The organism is Pseudomonas sp. R3-52-08 (assembly GCF_003851745.1).
Classification (GTDB): Bacteria; Pseudomonadota; Gammaproteobacteria; order Pseudomonadales; family Pseudomonadaceae; genus Aquipseudomonas.
In genome coordinates, this window is the sequence record NZ_CP027730.1 from 4,049,724 (window position 1) to 4,070,921 (window position 21,198).

14 protein-coding genes are annotated in these 21,198 nt (G+C 60.6%); 5 read left to right on the plus strand and 9 right to left on the minus strand.

The window, feature by feature from the left end; translation table 11 throughout:
* Positions 1 to 2 precede the first annotated feature (2 nt).
* The 3 genes from C4J91_RS27855 to C4J91_RS18630 are packed head-to-tail and all read left to right on the plus strand — an operon-like array spanning position 3 to position 9,395.
* Positions 3 to 1,985 (plus strand): neuraminidase-like domain-containing protein, encoded by a 1,983-nt coding sequence (locus C4J91_RS27855; protein WP_256681609.1) that lies wholly within the window; start codon positions 3 to 5, stop codon positions 1,983 to 1,985.
* A complete protein-coding gene (locus C4J91_RS27860; protein ID WP_256681610.1) occupies positions 1,957 to 4,818 on the plus strand; it encodes a hypothetical protein in 2,862 nt (953 codons plus the stop codon). Before C4J91_RS27855 ends, C4J91_RS27860 begins: the two co-directional genes overlap by 29 nt.
* Positions 4,815 to 9,395, plus strand: a complete 4,581-nt coding sequence (locus C4J91_RS18630) for a SpvB/TcaC N-terminal domain-containing protein (protein ID WP_124363677.1) — start codon at positions 4,815 to 4,817, stop codon at positions 9,393 to 9,395. Before C4J91_RS27860 ends, C4J91_RS18630 begins: the two co-directional genes overlap by 4 nt.
* A 73-nt stretch (positions 9,396 to 9,468) precedes the next feature.
* On the opposite strand, the gene C4J91_RS18635 is transcribed toward C4J91_RS18630, so the two are convergent.
* The 3 genes from C4J91_RS18635 to C4J91_RS18645 form a co-directional block, all read right to left on the minus strand.
* Positions 9,469 to 12,456, minus strand: a complete 2,988-nt coding sequence (locus C4J91_RS18635; RefSeq protein ID WP_124363678.1) for an RHS repeat-associated core domain-containing protein — start codon at positions 12,454 to 12,456, stop codon at positions 9,469 to 9,471.
* 138 nt (positions 12,457 to 12,594) lie between these two features.
* Positions 12,595 to 12,888 carry a BolA family transcriptional regulator gene (locus C4J91_RS18640; RefSeq protein WP_124363679.1) on the minus strand — a complete coding sequence of 98 codons (294 nt, stop codon included), beginning with the start codon at positions 12,886 to 12,888 and terminating at the stop codon, positions 12,595 to 12,597.
* Positions 12,889 to 12,894: 6 nt separating this feature from the next.
* Entirely contained in the window at positions 12,895 to 13,413 is a 519-nt protein-coding gene (locus C4J91_RS18645; RefSeq protein ID WP_003236690.1) for a DUF2059 domain-containing protein, read from the minus strand.
* Between the two features lie 192 nt (positions 13,414 to 13,605).
* Between C4J91_RS18645 and C4J91_RS18650 the strand changes: the two genes are divergently transcribed.
* Complete coding sequence (locus C4J91_RS18650) at positions 13,606 to 14,994, plus strand: class II fumarate hydratase (RefSeq protein WP_124363680.1); 1,389 nt, start codon at positions 13,606 to 13,608, stop codon at positions 14,992 to 14,994.
* A 574-nt stretch (positions 14,995 to 15,568) separates the two neighbouring features.
* Positions 15,569 to 16,870, plus strand: coding sequence for an IS4 family transposase (locus tag C4J91_RS18660; RefSeq protein WP_124363681.1), 1,302 nt, complete (start codon positions 15,569 to 15,571; stop codon positions 16,868 to 16,870).
* A 148-nt stretch (positions 16,871 to 17,018) separates the two neighbouring features.
* Here the strand turns inward: C4J91_RS18660 and C4J91_RS18665 are convergent, their stop codons facing one another.
* The 6 genes from C4J91_RS18665 to C4J91_RS18690 all read right to left on the minus strand — a co-directional run bounded on the left by C4J91_RS18665 (position 17,019) and on the right by C4J91_RS18690 (position 21,193).
* Complete coding sequence (locus tag C4J91_RS18665) at positions 17,019 to 17,975, minus strand: DMT family transporter (RefSeq protein WP_124363682.1); 957 nt, start codon at positions 17,973 to 17,975, stop codon at positions 17,019 to 17,021.
* Between the two features lie 75 nt (positions 17,976 to 18,050).
* On the minus strand, positions 18,051 to 19,010 hold the full coding sequence (locus tag C4J91_RS18670; RefSeq protein ID WP_124363683.1) for a fimbrial protein: 960 nt from the start codon (positions 19,008 to 19,010) through the stop codon (positions 18,051 to 18,053).
* A gap of 37 nt (positions 19,011 to 19,047) precedes the next feature.
* Positions 19,048 to 19,584, minus strand: a complete 537-nt coding sequence (locus C4J91_RS18675; RefSeq protein WP_124363684.1) for a fimbrial protein — start codon at positions 19,582 to 19,584, stop codon at positions 19,048 to 19,050.
* Between the two features lie 11 nt (positions 19,585 to 19,595).
* Entirely contained in the window at positions 19,596 to 20,075 is a 480-nt protein-coding gene (locus C4J91_RS18680; protein WP_124363685.1) for a fimbrial protein, read from the minus strand.
* A 43-nt stretch (positions 20,076 to 20,118) separates the two neighbouring features.
* Positions 20,119 to 20,601 (minus strand): fimbrial protein, encoded by a 483-nt coding sequence (locus C4J91_RS18685; protein WP_124363686.1) that lies wholly within the window; start codon positions 20,599 to 20,601, stop codon positions 20,119 to 20,121.
* A 10-nt stretch (positions 20,602 to 20,611) separates the two neighbouring features.
* On the minus strand, positions 20,612 to 21,193 hold the full coding sequence (locus C4J91_RS18690) for a fimbrial protein (protein ID WP_124363687.1): 582 nt from the start codon (positions 21,191 to 21,193) through the stop codon (positions 20,612 to 20,614).
* Between the last annotated feature and the right edge of the window lie 5 nt (positions 21,194 to 21,198).

Sequence of the window (21,198 nt, forward strand, 5' to 3'; positions counted from 1 at the left end):
TCATGTCTCACTCGCTTGACCAACAGCTTAATGAAAGCCTGCGCGACGCCATGCTCGCGTACTACCTCACCCATAAAGTGCCTGACGCGCTTAAGGCAACCATCGGCAATGCCGATGACCTTTACGCGTATTGGCTACTCGACGTACAAGTCAGCCAAGCCGTGCCGACCAGCCCGGTAGCCTGTGCCATTTCCAGCCTGCAGCAATACATCAGCCGTATTGAACTGGGCCTGGAGCCGGGCTATGCCCATCTGGGCATGACCGCGCAACAAAGCAAGATCTGGCGCGAACAGTTGCACACCTACCCGCTGTGGAGTGCCAGTCAGCAATTGCATTACCATCCGGCCAACTATCTGGACCCGACGTTACGACGGGACAAGACCGACAGTTTTCAACAGTTACAAAACGACCTCAGCCAATACCGAATTCAAGCGGACACCATCACCACGGCGGTTCAGCAGTATCTGGCCAGGTTCGAGGAAACTGCCAACATACGCACGCTCAACGGCTATATAGACGCCGACTTGAACAACCTGCACAGCGGCACTTATTACTTCATCGGTAAATCGACCTCCGAAAACACCTATTACTGGCGCTCGCTGGACATGTCCAGGCGCTCCGGCGCGGTGCTCTTGCAGGATGCCTGGTCAGACTGGAAAAAAATCAACCTGTCAGTCTCCGACGCCACCGCCGAGCAAAGTATCCGGCCGGTGTACTTCAATAGCCGGCTATTTTTCATCTGGGCCGAGTGCATCAAACCCACCCCGTCCAATTCGTTTAAGCCGGCGCGACGGGATTCGGAGGAAAAGGACCATCTGGACGATTGGATCAACACCCACTATGTCAAATTCCGGCTCAATTTCTCGTATAAAAAACATGATGGCAGTTGGAGCGTGCCCCAGGCGTGCATTGAGCAATATTGTGCGACCGAAGACGTTAACGCATCGAGCGCGGAGCTGCTCAAAAGCATTACGCAAACGGTGGCAATCGTCGACAGCAAGAGCACGCCCGTGCTTTTCTTAAGTGTGCTCGCTACCAGCCGTAAAGATCCTAGACAGCAGGATAATTTCATTGGCAGGTTTTTCCAGGCCGTTCATATCGACCAGTCCTTCACTATCACCACCGTCGCGGATGGCGGCAGCCCCGAACGCTATAGCGTGATGCCCGGCTCAGCGCTGGCCGAAGAAATAAACCGGCTGATGGAACCCTTCGATCCGTCCCAGAAGACCAAAGTACAGGCCATACTCAAGGGTGAGGTGCAGAGCACTAACGGGTATTACAGCGAATTACTGCCCGACAGCGCCCGGCAATTTCTCACGCTCTTCGCTCACAAGAACCAGGGCAACTTGCAGTTTAAAATAGCGCCCAAAGCTGACTACGAGATTGCTATCGCGTCGCAAAAAATTTTCGACGATAAAGTCCAATGGAATTTTGAAAAAAATCAGGCAAAAATAAAAAACACCGATAACACTGAGGTTTTTTTCGATTCAAACACCCAGGAACTAGTGTTCTCTTCTACCCTCAGCGGCCGTTTCCAGCAACCGTATACCGTCACCTTAGAAAAAGAGCGGGGTGTCACTATCAAGCTGATGACCCATGATGCGCTCGATGACCGCCAAGCGACTCAACTTAGACTGAGCAAGGGCTCTATAATCACCGGTGCCTCAACGCGGCTGAAAACTGACTTCTGCGCACTGTATTTAAAAAATTCGACCACCCATGAGGAATTCCCTAACGCTGTATGTAATGCTGACGGCGCACTGTTTACCCATAAAATAAACTCGGAAAACTCAGACATCTTGTTGGAAGGTAACTTTGTCGACAAAAATGCCTTCGTAAATTTATACACACACAAACTTTTCCATTTCACCCTCGACCGTTATGGCATGTATACCAATCCAGAGGATAATAAAAACAAGCTACATTCACAAAACACTGACAGCCATAAAGGCACGCGTGACCACGCCCGACTTACGCGCCTATAAACACATCATCATGAGTGCAAACTTCAAAGACTACCCATTCACCGAAAACATCACTGCCAACTCTCATAGCATCATCAATTTCCAGGACACTGCTCACGAAAGCCTCACCGGGTCCAGTCCCGAATTGCCTGACGGGCATCGGGTCACGACGCGCATTCCGGTCACGCAGGAGCAGATGAAGTCCGGTTTCACCCTGCTACATGGGGTGGTGACGCTTGAGCCCGGCGAACGCGGCACGAAAATCCTCGGCTATGCATTGAATACGGCAACCCTGACGCTGACAACACCACCTTCTGACCCCGCGCTCAACCCGCAACTGGCGCCAACGATCAAAAGACTCGAATCGGGCAAATTCGGCACCGCTGAATTCATCGACTTTTCCAACAATTCGGCAAGCCTGCCTGCCGACATGCCCGCTACCCTGCGCATGAATACCTGCATTGCCGCCAAGCTGGTCCAGGCGGCCAATGTCAGCCTTGACCATTTGTTCTCGTTAACGCCAGAAACCTGGAAAGAGCCGCCACTCACATCTGGCGGCACAGCAGAAGGCATCGACTTCACAGGTGCTAACGGCAAGTACTTCTGGGAGCTGTTCCTGTACGCGCCCTGGCTGATAGCCCATCGCCTGAATCAGGAGCAACGGTATGCCGAAGCGCAAGCCTGGCTCGGCTATCTGTTCGACCCCGGGCGCGCCGCCGATGCGTCCAGCAAACGGCCTGCCTTTTGGGGTTTGCGCGAACTGGCCCGTGAAGAACGGCTGCCCGGGTACACCAGCCACGATCCCCACGAACTGGCGATACGCTCACCCGTGCATTTTCGCAAGGCGATCTACCTGTTTTACCTGGACATCCTGCTCAATCGCGGCGATGCCGACTATCGCCAGCTCACCCCGGACAGCCTGACCCAAGCCAAACTCTGGTACACCCGAGCCCAGCATTTCCTTGGCCCACGCCCCAGGGTCACCACCACTGAACCGTGGGCGCAAATCACCCTTGGCGCGCTGGCAACGCAGGGCTCTCAGGCCCTGGCCAAACTTGAGCAAACCAACCCGACCATCGACGTCAACCTGTCGGTCGAAGGCGATGCACTGCCTTGGCTCACGGACACCGATAATCTGCGCCTGCCTTTCAACGCCGAACTGGTGGCGCGCTGGGACAAGCTCGAAAGCCGTCTGCATAATCTGCGGCACAATCTGGACATCACCGGTAAACCCTTGCACCTGCCGCTCTACGGAGCGCCACTGTCGCCTCTCAAACTGCTGGCCGCCCAAGGCCAAGGGGCTTTCGGCGAAAGTGGTGCCGCGCCGTTCGTCGACGCGCACGTCGGCCATTATCGCTTCCAGGTCATGTCGGGCCACGCGCTCACGGCCGCCGAAGCGGTGATTCAATTCGGCAGTACGGTGCTGACCCTGGTTGAACGCAAGGAACAGGCGGAATACCTGGAGTTACAGCAACAACAGGCGTGGGACTTGGCCAATATCGTCGTGACCCAGCAAACCCAGGCGTTGCAGATCGACGCAAGGAACCGCCAGGCACTCGACGCCAGCCGACGCATGATCGAGTCGCGGATGCACTACTACGCACACCAGCTCACCGAAGGCATCAGCCCCGGCGAATCCCAGGCAGGCTTGCTCTACCTGATCAGCACCGGGTTCGACACCGCCGCTTGCGCCGCCGCCGCAGCGGCCGGCGTCGCGATGGTGGCACCCAATATCTTTGGTACCAGTGTCGGCGGCTCGCGTTGGGAAGGCCCGTTCTATGCTGCCCAAGCCATCGCCCAAGGCGTTGCCACGGCGCTGCGCGGCACCGCCGCAGACTTGGATCGTTCCGAGCAATTCAACCGCCGGGCACAAGAGTGGGCCCATGCCCAGGATCAGGCCCGACTCGAACTGGCCCAGGTCGATGCCCAATTACAGGCCTATGCCGAGCAGGAAAAAGCAACGCGCCTGCAATTGCGCCTGGCCCAGACCTCCCTGGCCCAAGCCTGGTCGAACTATCAATTGTTGGCCAAGCGCTTTTCCAAGGCACAACTGTATGACTGGCTCAACGCTCAGTTGAGCACGTTCTATTACCAAGTCTATGACCTTAGCCTTTCCCTGTGCCGCAGCGCCCAGGCGTGCTGGCAGTACGAGATAGCGGACTATGCGCGCACGTTTATCCAGCCTGGCGCCTGGAACAACAACTACCGGGGCTATCTGGCAGGTGAAGCCCTGAAGCTGTCGCTGTTGAACATGAACGCGGCCTATTTGAACCATAACGTGCGGGATCTGGAGATCGTCAAGACCATTTCCCTGCGCCACCGCCTGCACGAGTGCGAGCTCTCCCCCCCACCAACCGACACCTCTCAGACGCCGCCGCCCACGACTGAAGAGAAGTGGACCGCTCATAAACGACAACTGGTCACTAAAGGCACGCTGTGCTTCAAATTACCCGCGGCACTGTTTGAAGAGGATTACCCCGGGCACGTCCTGCGACGGATCAAAGGCATCAGCGTCTCGTTGCCCGCGACCCTGGGCCCTTATGAAGACATCAAGGCGATACTGACCCAGACCCGCAGCCAAATGGTACTGTCCAGCGGCGAGCTGCGCACGGACCAGCGTGCCCATCAGCAAATCGCACTGTCCACCGGGCTGGATGACAACGGCCTGTTCACCCTCACGTTCGACAGCAACGAGCGTTACTTGCCGTTCGAATACACGGGGGCCATCTCCGACTGGACCCTGGAATTTCCCAACCCGAGCCGGCAAAAAGCCGTCCTGGAATCCATCAACGATATTGTCATTCACCTGCGCTATACCGCCAGGGCAGTCGCTGCCAGTGGGGGACAGGCATGAGCGACGACACTTCCATGCTACAGGTCAATACCCCGGCCCTGCCCAAAGGCGGTGCGGCCATCCAGGGCACCGGCAAGGGCTGGGGCGATATCGGCTCCAGCGGTACGGCAAGCTTTGAAATTGCCTTGCCGATTTCGCCCGGGCGTGGCTACGCGCCGGCCATGTCGCTGACCTACCACAGCGGTGCCGGTAACGGCCCCTTCGGTCTGGGCTGGGGGGTGCCCCAGCCTGCCGTCAGCCGGCGCACCTCTCATGGCGTGCCTGGCTACACGATGCACGATGTGCTGGTGGGCCCCGACGCGCAAATCTGGCTACCGGAACGCGATGCCGAGGGCGCGATCATCAGCAACAGCCACGCGGCATTCAATGGTTTGCCACTGCCCATCGCGTATACGGTCACCCGCCACTTCCCCAGGGTCGAGGGCCGCTTCGACCGTATCGAACACTGGCAATCGGCAACCGACACGGCTGGCTTCTGGTTGATACAGGGTGCCGATGGCAGCCAGCACCTTTACGGAAAAACCGCGCTGGCCCGGATTGCCGATCCAGACCAGGCGCACCATGTGGCGCAGTGGTTGTTGCAGGAAAGCCTGAACGCCCACGGCGAGCACATTTATTATCACTACACGAAAGAAACCGACACCGCGCGCTACCCCAGGGACTGCCGCGCCCGGCATTACCTGCAAAGCGTCTGCTACGGCAACTTCACCGCCAGGGAGCAGGAGCAGCTTTACCTCTGGCAGACCGACGATAAACCGGACGTGGGCTGGCACTTTCAACTGCTCTTCGATTATGGCGAACGCGCCCTCGAACTGGATAAGCGCCCGACGTATCTGAAAATCCAGGACTGGCCGACACGGCCCGACCCTTGCTCGGATTTTGCCTTCGGCTTCGAGTTACGCACCCTGCGCCGCTGCAGCCAGATCCTGATGTTTCACCACTTCCCCAAAGAAACGCAAATGGGCGCCGACCCGGTGCTGGTCAAGCGCCTGCTGCTGGAATACCGCATCTCCTCGCAAGTCAGCCTGTTGAGCGCGGTGCATGAGCAAGCCTTCGACAGCGCGGGCAATAGCGTAAGCCGCCCGCCGCTGGAGTGCCTTTATGAGTCGAGCCAGCTCAAGGTTGACCCTGGCCGCTACCAGGCATTCGCTGCATTGCCCAGGCTGCATGGCGGCGCTCGTTATCAACTGGTGGATCTGTATGGCGAAGGCCTGCCCGGTGTGTTGTACCGCGCAGACAAATGTTGGTATTACCATGAACCGCTCAGGCCGCAACACCCGCGCACCAGCAACGAGGTGACCTACGGCGCGGCCGTGGAGTTGACGCGGCTGCCGGTGGCCGACAGCACCCGGCCCATCCACCAGGCGCTGGCCGATGTGACCGGCGACGGGCGTTTGGACTGGCTGGTGGCGGGGCCCGGGATGAACGGTTTTTTCAGCCTGGATGAACAGCGCAACTGGTCAGCCTATACGCCGTTCGATGCATTCCCGTCGGAGTTCTTCCACCCGCAGGGCACGCTCGCTGACTTGATGGGGGCAGGCCGTCATGATTTTGCGATGATCGGCCCGCGTAGCGTGCGCCTGTATGAACATCGCCGGGCATCCGGCTTCGCACCCGCCACCGAGGTGCCGCACGGGCCCGACGATGGCTTGCCGGTCATTTCCTCCTCGCCCAACGAACTGGTGGCGTTCAGCGATGTACTCGCCACCGGCCAACAGCATCTGGTGCGTATCCGGCATAACGAAGTGAAATGTTGGCCGAACCTGGGTCGCGGCCGTTTTGGCCAGGGGTTCGTATTGGCCACGTTGCCGTTGCGTTATCAAACGTTCAACGCGGCGCATGTACTGCTCGTCGACCTCAATGGCGGTGGCGCGGCAGACCTGCTGTATTTGAGCGCCGCTCACTTGAGTATTTTCCTCAACAAAGGCGGCAACGGCTTCGAGACACAAGCGATCAACGTCCCGTGGCCAGAGGGCGTGCAGTATGACGACCACTGCCAGGTCAGCGTCATCGACGTGCTCGGCCTGGGCTGTCCGAGCCTGATCCTGACCGCTGCCCACCAGACCTCCATCCACTGGCGCTATGACTTTTTCAGCCACAAGCCCTGGCTCCTCAGGCGCACCGATAACAACATGGGCGCCCAGGCGTTGATCAACTATCGCAGCAGTGCTCAGGAGTGGCTGGACGAAAAACGCGAACTGCATGCCGCAGGTCAGCCTGCGATCAGCCGGTTACCCTTTGCGCTGCTGCTGGTCAGCCAACAAAACCAATGGGACGAGATTACCGGCAACCAACTGACCCAGCGCGTGAGCTATCGCCAGGCGTATTACGACCGCCTGGATCGCGAGTTCCGTGGCTTCGGGCTGGTGCTGCAAACCGACACCGAACGCCGCAAGGACGCGCGCAACCCGCCAGGCTCCAGCGCACCCTTGCGCAGCAAAACCTGGTTTCATACCGGGCGCTCCCTTGACATGCCCACCCTCGACCAAAGCCCTCACGACCCGCATGCCAAAGCCCTCGGGCGCACGCTGGTAAGCCGCTACAGGGCGATGGCCCAGGCAGGGCCGCTGGATCATCACGACGACTTGATCAGCGATCCTGCGCCGGCACTGACACGCGAAGTGGCCCGTGCACTGAGTGGCAGTGTGTTGCGGGTCGAGGTGATGGCGGCGGACCCGGCGCACGACGCCGTGCCCTACTCGGTCAAACACCAGCGGTATCTGGTCCGCGAACTGGCGCCGGCCAGTGCCCATACGCCCTACGCGCGGTTGCTGCCATTAGCCCTGGAGTCGATCAGCTACCAATATGAAGGCGTGGCAGACGATCCCCTCTGCCAGCACCAGATCAACCTGCGCTGGGATACCTATGGTTGCTTGGTGCATGGCGTGGCCCTGCATTATGCCCGCCGTACCACCGCCAGCGACCCGCCACCCGCCGTGCTGGTGAATGAGCACCAACAGCGCTGGTGGCGCGATACCCATGACAGCGCGCAACAGTTCTATTACCTGAGCGAAACGCTGGCACAGCCGATTCACCTGGACGGCGCACAGCAGTGGCGCCTGGCCTTGCCCTACCGCCAACGAGACAACGCCCTGGTGCTCGGCAAAGCGCCGGCGCCTGGCGGGCTGGCCCCCGCGCGCATCACCTATGAACGGTTCATCGACACTCGCGACGGGCCGTTGGCCGCAGGGGCTTTGCGCACACTGAGCGGCTTGGCGGTGCAGCGCTACCGGCAGGCCGGTGGCTTAGGTAAAACCCTGGACCCCGGCGTCGCCACAGCCCAGGCATTGACCGATTACCTGGAAACCGCCGAGCTGGATGACCAGGCCTTGAAGGTTTACAACGACATCCCGGCCATGCCCAACCAACCCACGGTGGACCTGGTGCAAACGCTCACCGAGTGTGGCTATCGCACCATGGCGATGTTTTTTCTGTTCGACGGCGAGGCGCCGCCCGCGCAAAACCGCCTGTGGTCGATTTGCCGCCACTTTCCCCGTTATGACAAGCCCAGCCGGTTTTGTCGGTTGAGGGCGCTGCGGGCCACCAAGGCCCACGGCGAAACGACCCTTCAATACGACGCCTACACGCTGCAAACCCTGCGGGTGAAAGCCCCCGACGATTGCGTGACCGTAGCCGAATACGACTATCGATTGCTGCTGCCGACAAAAATCGTCGACCCAAACGGCACGGTTCAAGAGGCGCTTTATGACGGTTTTGGGCAGTTACTGGCCAGCAGCTTTCACGGCCATGAACAAAACCTCAGGGTGGGCTTCGCCGCGCTGGACAGCTACCGCCCGCTCAAGCATGTAACGCCTGGGTCTGCCATCGAACAGGCGCAAAGCGTGTTGCAAGACATGGCCAGCGCGCACTGCTACGCCCCGTTCAGTTGGATGGGCAGCATCGACCCGGCCCAAGTCAAACCGGAGTGGATTACCAAAGGCTACCTGCTTCCCGACGGGCATATCCGCATGAGCGCGCGATTGCGCCTGAGCGGCGATCGTCAAACGCTCAGCGACAGCGAAGTACAACTCAAGGCGTTGATCGATACGGCCAGCCGGACGCCGGTACATGGGCTCGTGCTGCAAGCCGACCGCTACCCCGGCGATGTCGAACGACAGGTGCGCATGACCTTGACCTGCTGGGATGGCTTCGGCCGTTCATTGCAGACCAAGCAGAAGACCGAACCAGGCCCGGCCCATGCGGTCGACGAGAAGGGCGACCTGTTGGTCGACAAGCTGGCGGATGCATCCGGCATCTTGAAGCAGCTGCGCCAAGTGCATGCCGCCCCCCGCTGGCGCGTCAGCGAGCGTGTCGAATACAACAACAAGGGCTTGGTCATACGCCTCTACCGCGCCTACTTCGCCAACAGCCACGCCTACGTCAACGATCACTCCATGCGCGAGCTGGGCCACAGCGACCGGCAATTGTATGACCCTCTCGGTCGCCCGACACAGACACTCACCGCAGGAGGATTCATGCGGCGTACTACCTATTGGGCCTGGTACACCGTCAATGAGGACGAAAACGACACTTACGACGAGCTGCACCCCGCCCAGGCACTGACTGACAACCCCTAAGGGCTGTCGATATGTAAACAACTTTTGGTAACACGCAAACATGGGCCGCCGCGACGGCCCATCCTTGTACTTGTCAGGATCGCCGGGCTGCGCTCCAGTTCGAGGCTAGGCTTGTGTACCCGCGCCTGGCATACACTACGAAAAAGCCGCGCCATTCGGTCAGTGCTGCCATCAGGCCGCGGGCCACCCTCACTATCGTGCGAGCGCTCCCGCTTTGCGCAGCCTGGGGCTGGCCCGTCAGCGCAACGGCCAATGCCTCAATCCCGGTCGCGGCCCAGTACGTCCACACCTGATTGAACATTCTGCTCAGCCCGCCGTGCATCAGCGCCGCAGGGTCCGGCGTCTGCACGGTCAGGCCATGGGCATCGTGGACGGCCGTGGAGTGGCCGCTACGAATCATCGCTCCCATCGCCCCGTCGTAGGCTTCAACTGCGGGTGACACATTGGGTTGCATCAGCGCAGGCACTTCGCCGCCGTACACCGCGTTGGCGACGGTGGCGACCGCGTACGCCGCAGTCGCGCCGGCGGTGCGGCCGAGCCTGGCCCGCAGGGGCGTGCTGCCCCAGGATGACCCGGTGCCGTGACCACGCATGATCTGCTGCACCAGTTCCCTGGAGAGCGAGCGAACATGCCCGCTCAACCGTTGCACCGCTACGGGGTCCCACTGCTCCTCGGCTTGAACGTTCAGCGTGTCAACCTGGACGGCGTAAGCAACGCCCACGAGGCTTGCCGAAATAGCACCGATCTGTGGCGCCATGCGGGTCCAGTTACCGACGATACCGGTGCTCATATGGAACGTGGCCAGGGCATCCAGCGCGGCGACGCTATAGCGCAAGGCCTGATTGCGTTCCGGCGTGGGCTGGAGGGTGCTGAATACCGCCAGCTCGACACCCGTCGCGACGGCATTGGCGATATAGGTGGATAAACCATCGCGAATCGCGGCCGACGAGGCCGCCTGTATCCTCGAGCGCATAATCCATCCTATATTCGCCAGCCTGCGGCTGATGGAAAGCCTGCGTATTTGTTTGTCCCGGGGCGCCTCCAAAGCCGGGGTTGCGGCCAGCCCTTGCGCATCGTCCCTGGTGACCGGGTTACCGCCAACCATCGCGTACAGGTTCAAGCCATCGGCATCGCCGGTCGGGTCCGGGCTGATCCAGCGGCATAACCACGGTGCGTAGTACCTGTAGCCGTAGTAAGACAGCCCGCTGGCATCGCGCTCCTTGCCTGAATAACGGATGAACCGGTAGCTCACCTCGCTGGCGTTTTTCGCCGCCCACCACGCGGTCCCACCATAGGGGTAATAACTTTCCTGGCTGAGTAGTTGCGCCTGCTCGCCCAGTTCCAGGGTGCTGCTGCCCAAGTGGTCCGACAAGCCGTAACGGATCTGCGCGTCCTGGCGCCCTCCCGAAGGGTGGCGATCCCAAAGCAGGACACGGACGGTGGTGGTTCCGGCATCGAGGTTGAGCACATTCAGTTGCTCCCCCGTTGCGCTGTCATGGCGAATTTCCAGTCCCGGCAAGTAGCGCACCTCGGCGGTGTGCATCACGCCCCGGGCCTGGGCGACCCGGCGTTTGAGGATGCGCTGGCCGGTAGCATCGTAGGCGTAGCGTTCTTCATCGTCGTTGCCGCCCGCACGCCGCACCTGCGTAAGGCGCACCAGTTGATTGCGCACATCCCAGCCCATCGGATGGTCGCCTGCCAACGCCTGCAGGTTGCCGTTGTGGTCAAAGCCCTGGCCCAACCCCGGCGCGCTGTTGCCATCGGCCTGGGGCAGAAAATGATTGCTGCCTGCGGCCACGCTCATCTGCCGCGTGAAGCCCGTGCCGCTGCTGGGCACATGTTGCAACGTGAGCACGTTGCCGGCGGCGTCATAGCTGAACCGCTGGGTGTAGCGACGCCATACACTGTCGTCAGTCGAGCCAAACGCTACCCTGGCCGGTAACGCCGAACCTTCCGGGTTACCGGCGGTTTCGCGGCCGGTGGCCTTGGTCAGTTGCGACAACGTGTCGTACTCATAAAGGCTGGCCGAACCGACTTGGGTGTTGCTGGACCATTGCGTCGGCTGGGCAAGGTCGTCGATCCGCACGACGTTGCCAACGCCGTCATAGGCGTAGCGCAGGTCTTGCAGCGCCGCGCCCGGTTGTGCGGGCAGATGGGCAGTCATTTGCCGCAAGCGCCCATCGAACTCACGGTAGTGCATGGCCCGCACAACGCCATTGCCGGCGCGCTCGCCAAGCACCTGGCCGGCGGCGTTGTAGCGGCGCTCGCCCAGCACCTGCGTACGCACGCCGCCGCTGGGCGTCACAGCGATACTCGCCGGTTGGCCGTCAATGCCGTAGGCGTAGTCGAAGCGATTGCCCTTGGCGTCCGTGTGATGCAACCGCTCACCCAGGGCGTTAAACCCCACGGATGTCTGGAACGTCTCGGGCTCCAGGCGCTGCTCGCGTTGTGCATCGGGCTGCGGCCAATCCAGCGCGGCACCCGCCAGCCGGAAGCGTCGGGTTTGCTGCGCAACCTGCGCGTGCAGCCCATACGCCTCGTGGAACAACGAGCCGCCGCCGTCATCGTGGCGAATCACCCGGCCACAGCGGTTGCGTGCGGCCTCTTCAGCCGAGGATAAAGCATAGGCAAGACGCTCGACGCACCGCGCTTGCTCGTCACTGGCCGCCTGCTCGAACACGGCGACCAGACGCAGATACTGGTCGTAGCGATGAGCCTGGTGCGCGCTCCGCCCATCCCATTCTTCCAGTAAATGCCCGGCCTCCCCCATCAGCGTCAGCCGCCAGCCGGCATCCACGCTGTCGGTGCGCAACGCTTGTCCGCCAAGGCTATAGACCGTGCGTTGGTTGGGCGCAGTGTCCGGCTGTACGCGGGCCAACTGCAACAAACGCGGGTCCCATTGTTCAATCATCAAGCCCGTACTGCCAAACACCTGACGATGAACGCGCACCTGCGGTTCAACCTCTGGACTTGCGCGGTGGTAGTTGATGTTACGAACAATTAACCCACGCGGGTCGACTGCGGCCAGGGACGGCGTGTTTCGATGGATGGAATCAGGCATGACCTCAAGACCTTATTGCTGAATAAGTAGTCCTGAAAGCCTAGGGATGCGGGGGTGGAGCAAGGTGGTGCTGGAGGATGTTTTATGTATCCGGGTACTGGCATCGCCTCGACCCGCTCGCGCGGGTCGAGGCTGCGCTCAATGCCCGCCGGCGCAGGTCGGCGAAGCCGGCGCTGCGTCGATGTTCGCCCATTCTTCAGGCGTGTAGGTATGCAGCGCCAGCGCATGAAACTCGTTCATCAGGTCACCCAGGCTGGCGTAGACCTTCTGGTGGCGCTTGACGCGGTTGAGCCCCTCGAATTGCTGGCTGACCAGCACGGCCTTGAAGTGGGTCTGCAACCCACGGCTGTGCATGTGGCTCTCATCCAGCACACTCAAGTGTTGCGGGTTCAGGGCGGCGAGTGCCGTTTCGATACGCTGTTGCATGGTCATTCCTGCTTACTTCTTCTTGGCCGGTGCGGCGGCTTTGGGCGTCAGCTCGTTGGTCATGTCTTCCAACAGCTTGTTCACCACCGGCACGGCGCTTTCCAGCTTGGCCTGGGTCATCTGGGCCGATTGCTGGGTCAGTTGCGGCATTTTTTCCAGGACTTTCTTGCCCAGCGGCGACTGGTAGAAGGCAACCAGGTCCTTGAGCTCCGATTCGCTGAAGTTGGTGGTGTAGAGCTTGACCATGTCCGGCTTCAGCTTCGGCCAGCCGATAGCCTGGTCCAAGGCGGCATTGGCCTTGGCCTGGTAGCTGTCGAGGACCGACTGCTTGGCGGCAGGCGCCTTGGTCTGTTCGAAACGCTGGGCGAACATTTGTTGCACTTGCATGTATACCGGGGTACCCAGCTTGTCAGCGTGGGCCAGGGTAAGGAAGGCTTCGGCACTGGCGTTGTGGCTGGCGGTATCGGCAAAAACCTGGCCGCTGGCGCAAACCAGAGCAACCGCGGTACAGATGGCACGAAGACGAGTCATCGAGTTTCCTTTCTAGCAGGCGAGGTAAAACCCCAAGGGCGACCATTCTGCGCCTAAAAAACCTCGCGGCTCAACCCCAGGCCTTGTCGGGCCTGGTTTTGCGGGGGGCAAATCCGATGAAGCGTGTTTTTTGGAACCCCCTGGGCCGATCACAGCCTAAACTGCGCAAACGAACCTGAAGGAGTGTGCCCGATGAGCCGTATCGAAACTGACAGCCTGGGAGACGTCCACGTCCCGGATGACGCTTACTGGGGCGCCCAGACCCAACGTTCGCTGCTGAACTTCGCCATCGGCGAACAGCGCATGCCGCTCGCGGTGCTGCATGCCCTGGCCCTGATCAAGAAGGCGGCTGCACGGGTCAACGACCGTAACGGCGACTTGCCCGCCGATATCGCCCGCCTGATCGAACAGGCCGCCGACGAAGTGCTGGACGGCCAGCACGACGACCAGTTCCCACTGGTGGTGTGGCAGACCGGCAGCGGCACCCAGAGCAACATGAACGCCAACGAAGTGATCGCCGGTCGCGCCAATGAGCTGGCCGGCAACAACCGCGGCGGCAAAAACCCGGTGCACCCCAACGACCATGTGAACCGCTCGCAGAGCTCCAATGACTGCTTCCCAACGGCCATGAGCATCGCCACCGTCAAGGCGGTTCACGAGCAATTGCTGCCGGCCATCACGGTGTTGTCCGGCGGCCTGGCGGAACTGGCGGCGCGGCATATGAAGCTGGTCAAGACCGGCCGCACCCACATGATGGACGCAACGCCGATCACTTTCGGTCAGGAAGTCTCGGCATTTATCGCGCAGTTGGACTACGCCGAACGCGCCATCCGCAGCGCCCTGCCCGCCGTGTGCGAGCTGGCCCAGGGCGGCACCGCCGTCGGCACCGGGCTCAATTCGCCCCACGGCTTTGGCGAAGCGATTGCCGCCGAGCTGGCGGCGTTGTCGGGCTTGCCATTTGTCACAGCACCGAACAAATTCGCCGCCCTCTCCGGCCATGAGCCGCTGGTGACCTTGCACGGCGCGCTGAAAACCCTCGCCGTGGCGCTGATGAAATTGGCCAACGACCTGCGCCTGCTGGGCTCCGGCCCTCGCGCCGGGCTGGCCGAAGTCAAATTACCAGCCAACGAACCGGGCAGCTCGATCATGCCCGGCAAGGTCAACCCCACCCAGTGCGAAGCGCTGTCGATGCTGGCCTGCCAGGTGCTGGGCAATGACGTGACCATCGGCATCGCTGCAAGCCAAGGGCACCTGCAGTTGAATGTGTACAAACCGGTGATCATCCACAACCTGCTGGAATCGATCCGCCTGCTGGCCGATGGCTGCAACAACTTCCAGGAACACTGCATCGCCGGCCTAGAGCCAGACGCCGAACAGATGGCCGAACACCTGGAACGCGGGCTGATGCTGGTGACCGCGCTGAACCCGCATATCGGCTATGACAAATCCGCGCAGATCGCCAAGAAGGCCTATGCCGAAGGGCTGACACTGCGCGAAGCGGCGCTGGCGCTGGGCTATCTGACCGATGAGCAGTTCGACCAGTGGGTACGTCCGGAGAATATGCTGGAAGCCGGGCATTAAGCGCCAAAGGCAAATGTGGGAGGGGCTTGCTCCCATGGCGGCTCGACAGCCGAAGCCTCTCTAACTGACGCCCCGCAACCAAAATGTGGGAGGGGGCTTGCCCCCGATGGCGGTGGTTCAGTTGCCAATGCGCACACTAACCCACCGCTATCGGAGCATAGGTATCTACACAACTTGGTAGCAGCAGCCTACGCTAACCACGATGCGAAGCGAGCCGCTCTTGATCTTGCTCTTGATCTTAGGCGCCCCGTTAAACCACGCTGGCCGGAATCCGATAGTGATTTGGGGGGTAAACCGGCAGGGATGCCGGTTTAGCCGCCCCGCGCCATGGATGGCGCGTGGCGGCGGCCCCCCAAATCACTGTCGGATTACGGGCACACCGAGCCTAGGCGAGGTGCCGAGTGGTGGGGCGAGGACCTTTTGGTTACTTTTGGGTCCTTCCAAAAGTGACCCGCTGTAAGAGCCAGCCCTTTCAAGGTCTTTGATAAAATCCCGCAAAACTCCGATCAGGGTGACGAAAGCGATGTGGGCAGAGGTTCTAGCGCGGTTTGAAAAAAAAGCACCGGCCAGTGTCATGACCAGAGTGATATTGGAGCAGGCTGTTCCTGCTGAATGGGTCGACCAGGTGTTCGAAGAGCACCGTCAGCGGCAGTACCCACGAGAGCTTTTGTTTTCAACCATCGTTGAACTGATGTCCCTTGTTTCATTGGGTTTGCGACCTTCGCTGCATGCCGCCGCGCGACAGATGGAAGATCTTCCTGTCAGCTTGGCGGCGCTGTATGACAAGGTCAGTCGTACAGAGCCTGCGCTACTGCGCGCCTTGGTCACCGGTAGCGCAGAGCGTTTGGCACCGACGATAAAAGAACTGGGGCACACAGCCATTTTGCCTGGTTGGCAACTACGGGTCGTTGACGGTAACCACCTGCCTTCCAGCGAAAAGCGTCTGGGCGCTTTGCGCCGTGAACGAGGCGCCGCCCGGCCTGGTTTTTCCGTTGTGGTTTACGACCCCGATCTGGACCAGGTCGTTGATCTTCAGCCTTGTGAAGATGCCTATGCCAGCGAACGCGTCAGCGTGCTGCCGTTGCTGGAAAAGGCCAACGCGGGGCAACTGTGGATGGCTGATCGACTCTACTGCACGCTCCCAGTCATGGAGGCCTGCGAAGATACCGGGGCCTCGTTCATCATTCGCGAACAGAGCAAACATCCACGCCTGCTTAAGGAAAGCGACTGGCAGCTGCCTGTTGCGGTCGCGGCAGGCAGCGTGCGTGAGCAAATCATCGAAGTAAAAGGTGGACGCCAGTGGCGGCGAGTCGAACTGAGCCTGCAAAACCCCACCGAATCCGGCGACACCACGCTGCTGTTCTGGAGCAACTTGCCCGACTCTATCAGTGCTGAGCAAATCGCCGATTTGTACCGCCGTCGCTGGAGCATCGAAGGGATGTTCCAGCGCCTGGAAGCGGTGTTGGACAGTGAAATCGAAACCTTGGGCAACCCTAAGGCAGCCCTGTTGGGATTTGCATCGGCCGTGTTGGCTTACAACGTTCTGGCCGTGCTCAAACGCAGCGTCGAACAGGCTCATCGCCAAACTCTGCCCGACGATTGGGAAGCATCGATTTTTCACCTGACGGTGCAGGTACGCAGCGGTTACGAGGGGATGCAAATAGCCTTGCCAGAATATTTATCCATCCCTATCCCCGCAGCGGGGCTGGCTCAATACCTGCTTGCACTTGCTCGAAATATCCAGCCCAAAGCGGTCGTCAAGAGCAAAAGGGGGCCGAAGGTGCCTAAACCCAAGGAATGGCTGGAAGGCAAAGCCGCGAATGCCCATGTGTCGACGGATCGGGTGCTCAAGGCCGCTAAAATCAAAAGACCTTGAAAGGGCTGGCTGTAAGAGCGGAACCGCCAGCCGCCGTTACCGCAGCAACGGATATGTACTCGCTCTGATCCAACATCACGGTCGGCTGTCAGGCCGCCATCGGGGGCAAGCCCCCTCCCACATTTGGATCGGCGTACCGCTCAAATACTCATGAAGCCATGCGCAATCGCCGGGCCCTGAGCCCGGCCATCAATGACGGCGCCAACGCCACCATCGCCGAGCCGATTACCACCACCAGCGCACCAAAATATCCCAAGGCATTGATCGCTTCGGCCTGCACGAAATCCGGCCACAGCCACGCCGCCAACGCCACTGCCACAAAGGTCACCAGCGGCGTCAGCGCCAGGGTCGCGCTGACCCGCGAGGCCTCCCAGTGGGCCAGCGCCTCGGCAAACGCGCCGTACGCCACCAGGGTGTTCATGCAACACGCCAGCAGCAGCCAGCCCTGCAGCGGGCTCAGTTGCAGCGCCTCCAGCGGGTGCGCCCAGGGTGTGAGCAACACGGCGCACGACAGGTAGATCACCATCATCACCTGCAGCGAATTCCACACGGTCAACAACTGCTTCTGGCCCAGGGCGTAAAACACCCAGATGCTGGTCGCCAGCAGGACGGTCAATACCCCGGCGGTGTAGCTGCCCATCGAGGTGAGCAGTTCCAGCAGGCGCTGGTTGAAGAACAGCCCGAAGCCAACGATCAATATCACCAGCCCCGCGCCCTGCCCCAGGCTGAAACGCTCCTTGAACACAAATACACTGGCAACCATCAGAAAAATCGGCCCCATCTGCACCACCAGTTGCGCGGTACCGGGGCTGAGCATTTTCAGGCCGACCAGATACAACACGTAGTTGCCGACCAGCCCACACACCGCCATCGCCACCAGCCAGCCGCCCTTGGGGCCGAGCACCTTGCGGCTGGGCAAACGCCTGGTCGCCGCAAGATAAATAAACAAGCAACTGCCGGCCACCACCAGGCGAAACCAGGTGACGGTGATCGGGTCCATCACCTGCAATACCTGTTTGAGCTTGATCGGCAGAATGCCCCAGAGCAGCGCGGTCAACAGGGTCAGGAAAAAACCGTAGACCCAGCGGCCGGAAGAAATGTGCATGAGTGCCCCGAATGCCAGAGGAAGTGGAACCGGCATTCTAGGGGCAGGCGGTGCGCTTTGGGTATCACGCTGTGTTCATGGCACGCCCATCACCAGTACCCCGCTGCCGCTGATGGGGCCGGCGGCCGGCAATGAACCCGCTCGACGTACCAGGGAAAACGTCACGTCGTCGGCGCCCGTGCTGTTGGTGATTTGGGTCAGGAACGAACCGTTCACGGGCACCGCCGCCCCTCCACGAACGAGGGCCGTGCCCACGTCGGCATTGGTCATCATCAGCAAGCGCGAATCGAACCCGGTGCCGGTGCCTTTGTAAGTGATGGTGATGGGTGAATTGATCCCGCCATCCGGGCATGAATAGGTGAGCCTGCGGTTGCTGACGATGGACGATGTCAGCGGGTCGGTGCCGATGGCGCGCTGGTGCACGTTGCCGAAGTTGATTTCGATGGGATTGTTGTTATTGATCGTGCAGGTAGACGGGGAAACGGTGAAGTTGTTGTTGGCGGTGTAGGTGACAGTGAGTTGCGGCCGGCTGCCGTCGAAGTTATTCGAACTGGTGAGACGTAACACACCAAGATTATCCCCCCTTTGAACATTGATGGGCTTCGTCGGAGAGTTACGCATCAAAATATAGGGAATGACATCAATAGGGTAACTTGCCAGGTTGTCAGGCAATGTGGCGATAAGTATTGCATTCGGGACTGGCGTATTTAGGTGTGCCCCGTTTATTCGTAAACCCGTGCCTTCATCGCTGAATTTGGGGCCAGGCGTCCAGGCGGTTCCTGCAGCGTTGCCCGTTCTCCAATAATCAATCCACCAGGACGGGCTCTGGGAGCCAGGTGAAAATCTACATTCAAGCCGCGCACCCTCCATCAGGATTCTCGTCCGATCTTCCGTCAAACGAACGGTAACGGGCACACTCAAATTTGGATTTCCGGTTTGCCAGCCACCTCCATTAACCCGACAGTCAACAGCCTGCGCGGTCGTCGTAACGCCAGTCAACACAAGAAGCGCCATCGCGCCAAACAGTCGTTTCATTTTGATCTCTCGCTGCTCTGCTCTACCCGGCCACAGCCTATGGATAGTCCAGCGTAAAAGTTGAGGTCACCGTGTACGCACCGTGCCCGATGGTTTGATCCGCGATGGCTGTCGGCTCGCCCTGCACATAGGCCTTGAGCTCGATGGCATTGCTTCCGTCGCTCAACACCTGTCTGTCGCTGACGGCGTTCAAGGGCAAGGGTTTATCACTCAACGTCTCGATGCCGACGCCAATGCCCGAGGCGCCGCTGCCACCGTCCAACGCGAGCAAGCCGGGAAGCTCGCGGTTTTCTACACCGCCGAAGGTGATGGTCACCGAATCGCCAATCGTGGTGTCACATTCTTCCAGGTGCAGCTTGAAACGCTTACCCACCGAGCGCGTGTTGATATAGAGGTGTTTGCTGGTCAGGTCCCAGAGTTCCAGCGTGATTGCCTCGTCGCCGGGGCGCAGGGTGCACGCCTCTTCGACCAGGTTGCCTTTGAAACGCAGATTGTCTGCCGCGTGCCCCATGGGGATCAGGCCGCAGATGAGCAGGAGTGCCAGGCCGTGCTTGTGAACCCTTTGATATCGCATCGATTCAGCTCCTACTGGTATTCGGCCAACAACGTGGCCACCGCCGTGAAACTGGCGGGAGGCAGTGTTGCGCCGGGCTGTTGCACCGGCACCACCTCCAATGTCGGCGGTGACGACAGGGTGATATCCAGCGGCGTATTGAGTGAAAATGGCAGGTCATTCTGAAAAACCCGAATGCCCAGCGCAGGCACACTGGTCTGCACCGCTGCACCATCAAACGCCGTGGGGGTGCCGTTGACGCTCAGTTTCAGCGCCCACGGCAGCGTGTCGGTGCCGCAGTTGATCGCGTAGCCGACGCCCCTGCGATATCTCACGCCGTCGACGCGCTTTACCCCGACATCGCCAAAGTCGACTTCAATGGTGTTGCCCGCGTCGATGGTGCAGGGCGGCGGCTCATTCAACGTGCCGCTGAACGTCACGTTGGCCGACGCGCCACTGCACAGGCCGATGGCCCACAGGGCGAGCAACGCTCGCGGCTGCCAAGCTGTCATGGGTCGTTCCTCTTGTTATCCGTAGCCGTTTTATCGGTAGCCATCATTGGTAATCGACCACCAGGGTCGCGGTCGCGTCGAAGGCCCCGCCGGTCAGCGTGCTGCCCGCACGCTTGACCGGCACCGCCTGCACCACAGGGAAATTGGGGTAGGTAAAATTCACCGCCGTGTTCAACGGCCAGTCAGCGCCATTCACAAACAGCCTGACCCCAAGATCGGCCTTGCGGGTCGAGAGCACGCGATTGTCAAACGACGCCACCGTGCCCTTGAGTTCCAGGGTCAGCGCATTGCTGAACGGCGAATCACAGGTGACGGTATACGGCACACCGCGACGGTAGTTGACCCCGTCGACCCGTGACGTCTGCAGGTCATTGCCAAACGGCACATCGAGGGTGCTGCCACCGTTGATGACGCACGGCGGAGGCGCAATGATCACCGCGCGAATGGTCAAGCTGGTCTCGGCCTGTGCGCCCTGGCTGACCGCCAGCAACACGCCGCCGGCGATCAAACCGATTGATTTAGCCATCGCTGCACCCTTATTCATAATTGAGCCTGACTTCCACGACGGCCCTGAATGCCCCGCTGGTCAACGGCGCAGCGGTGCGCGTGGGCCGCACATTCCAGGTCTGGGTATTGCGGCCCACGGGCAAAAACAGCGGCTGGCCGCGTGTGCCCAGTTGCACGTCCCGGCCGAGGGCATCGGTCAACTGCAGGCCCATGCCGGTGACGCCCTGCACTTTGACCAGCCGTGGATCGTCGGCATCGGCCGGCGCCTCGAACAGCACCGACAGCACCGGTTGGTAGGCGCTCCAGGTCAGGTTCCCCGTACGCTCATTGCGTATGCGGCCGGCGGTGCGCAGACAATCGGTGAACCGCAGCTGAAAGGCCTTGGCGGTCGCCTGGTCACCGGGCCGTTGCAACTGGCTGGTCGATACCGCGTCCAGATCGACGGTCTGGTGCAGGGAGCTCATTTCCAGGCTGCAAGGCGACTCATGCATGGAGCCGAGCACATTGAGCATGCCGCTCATGCCTTCGATATCCTCATCATCCGCAGCCTGTGCCCCCATCGCCATGACCCATAACAGGCCGCCCAGGACCTTCACTTTTTGCGACTTCATGACGT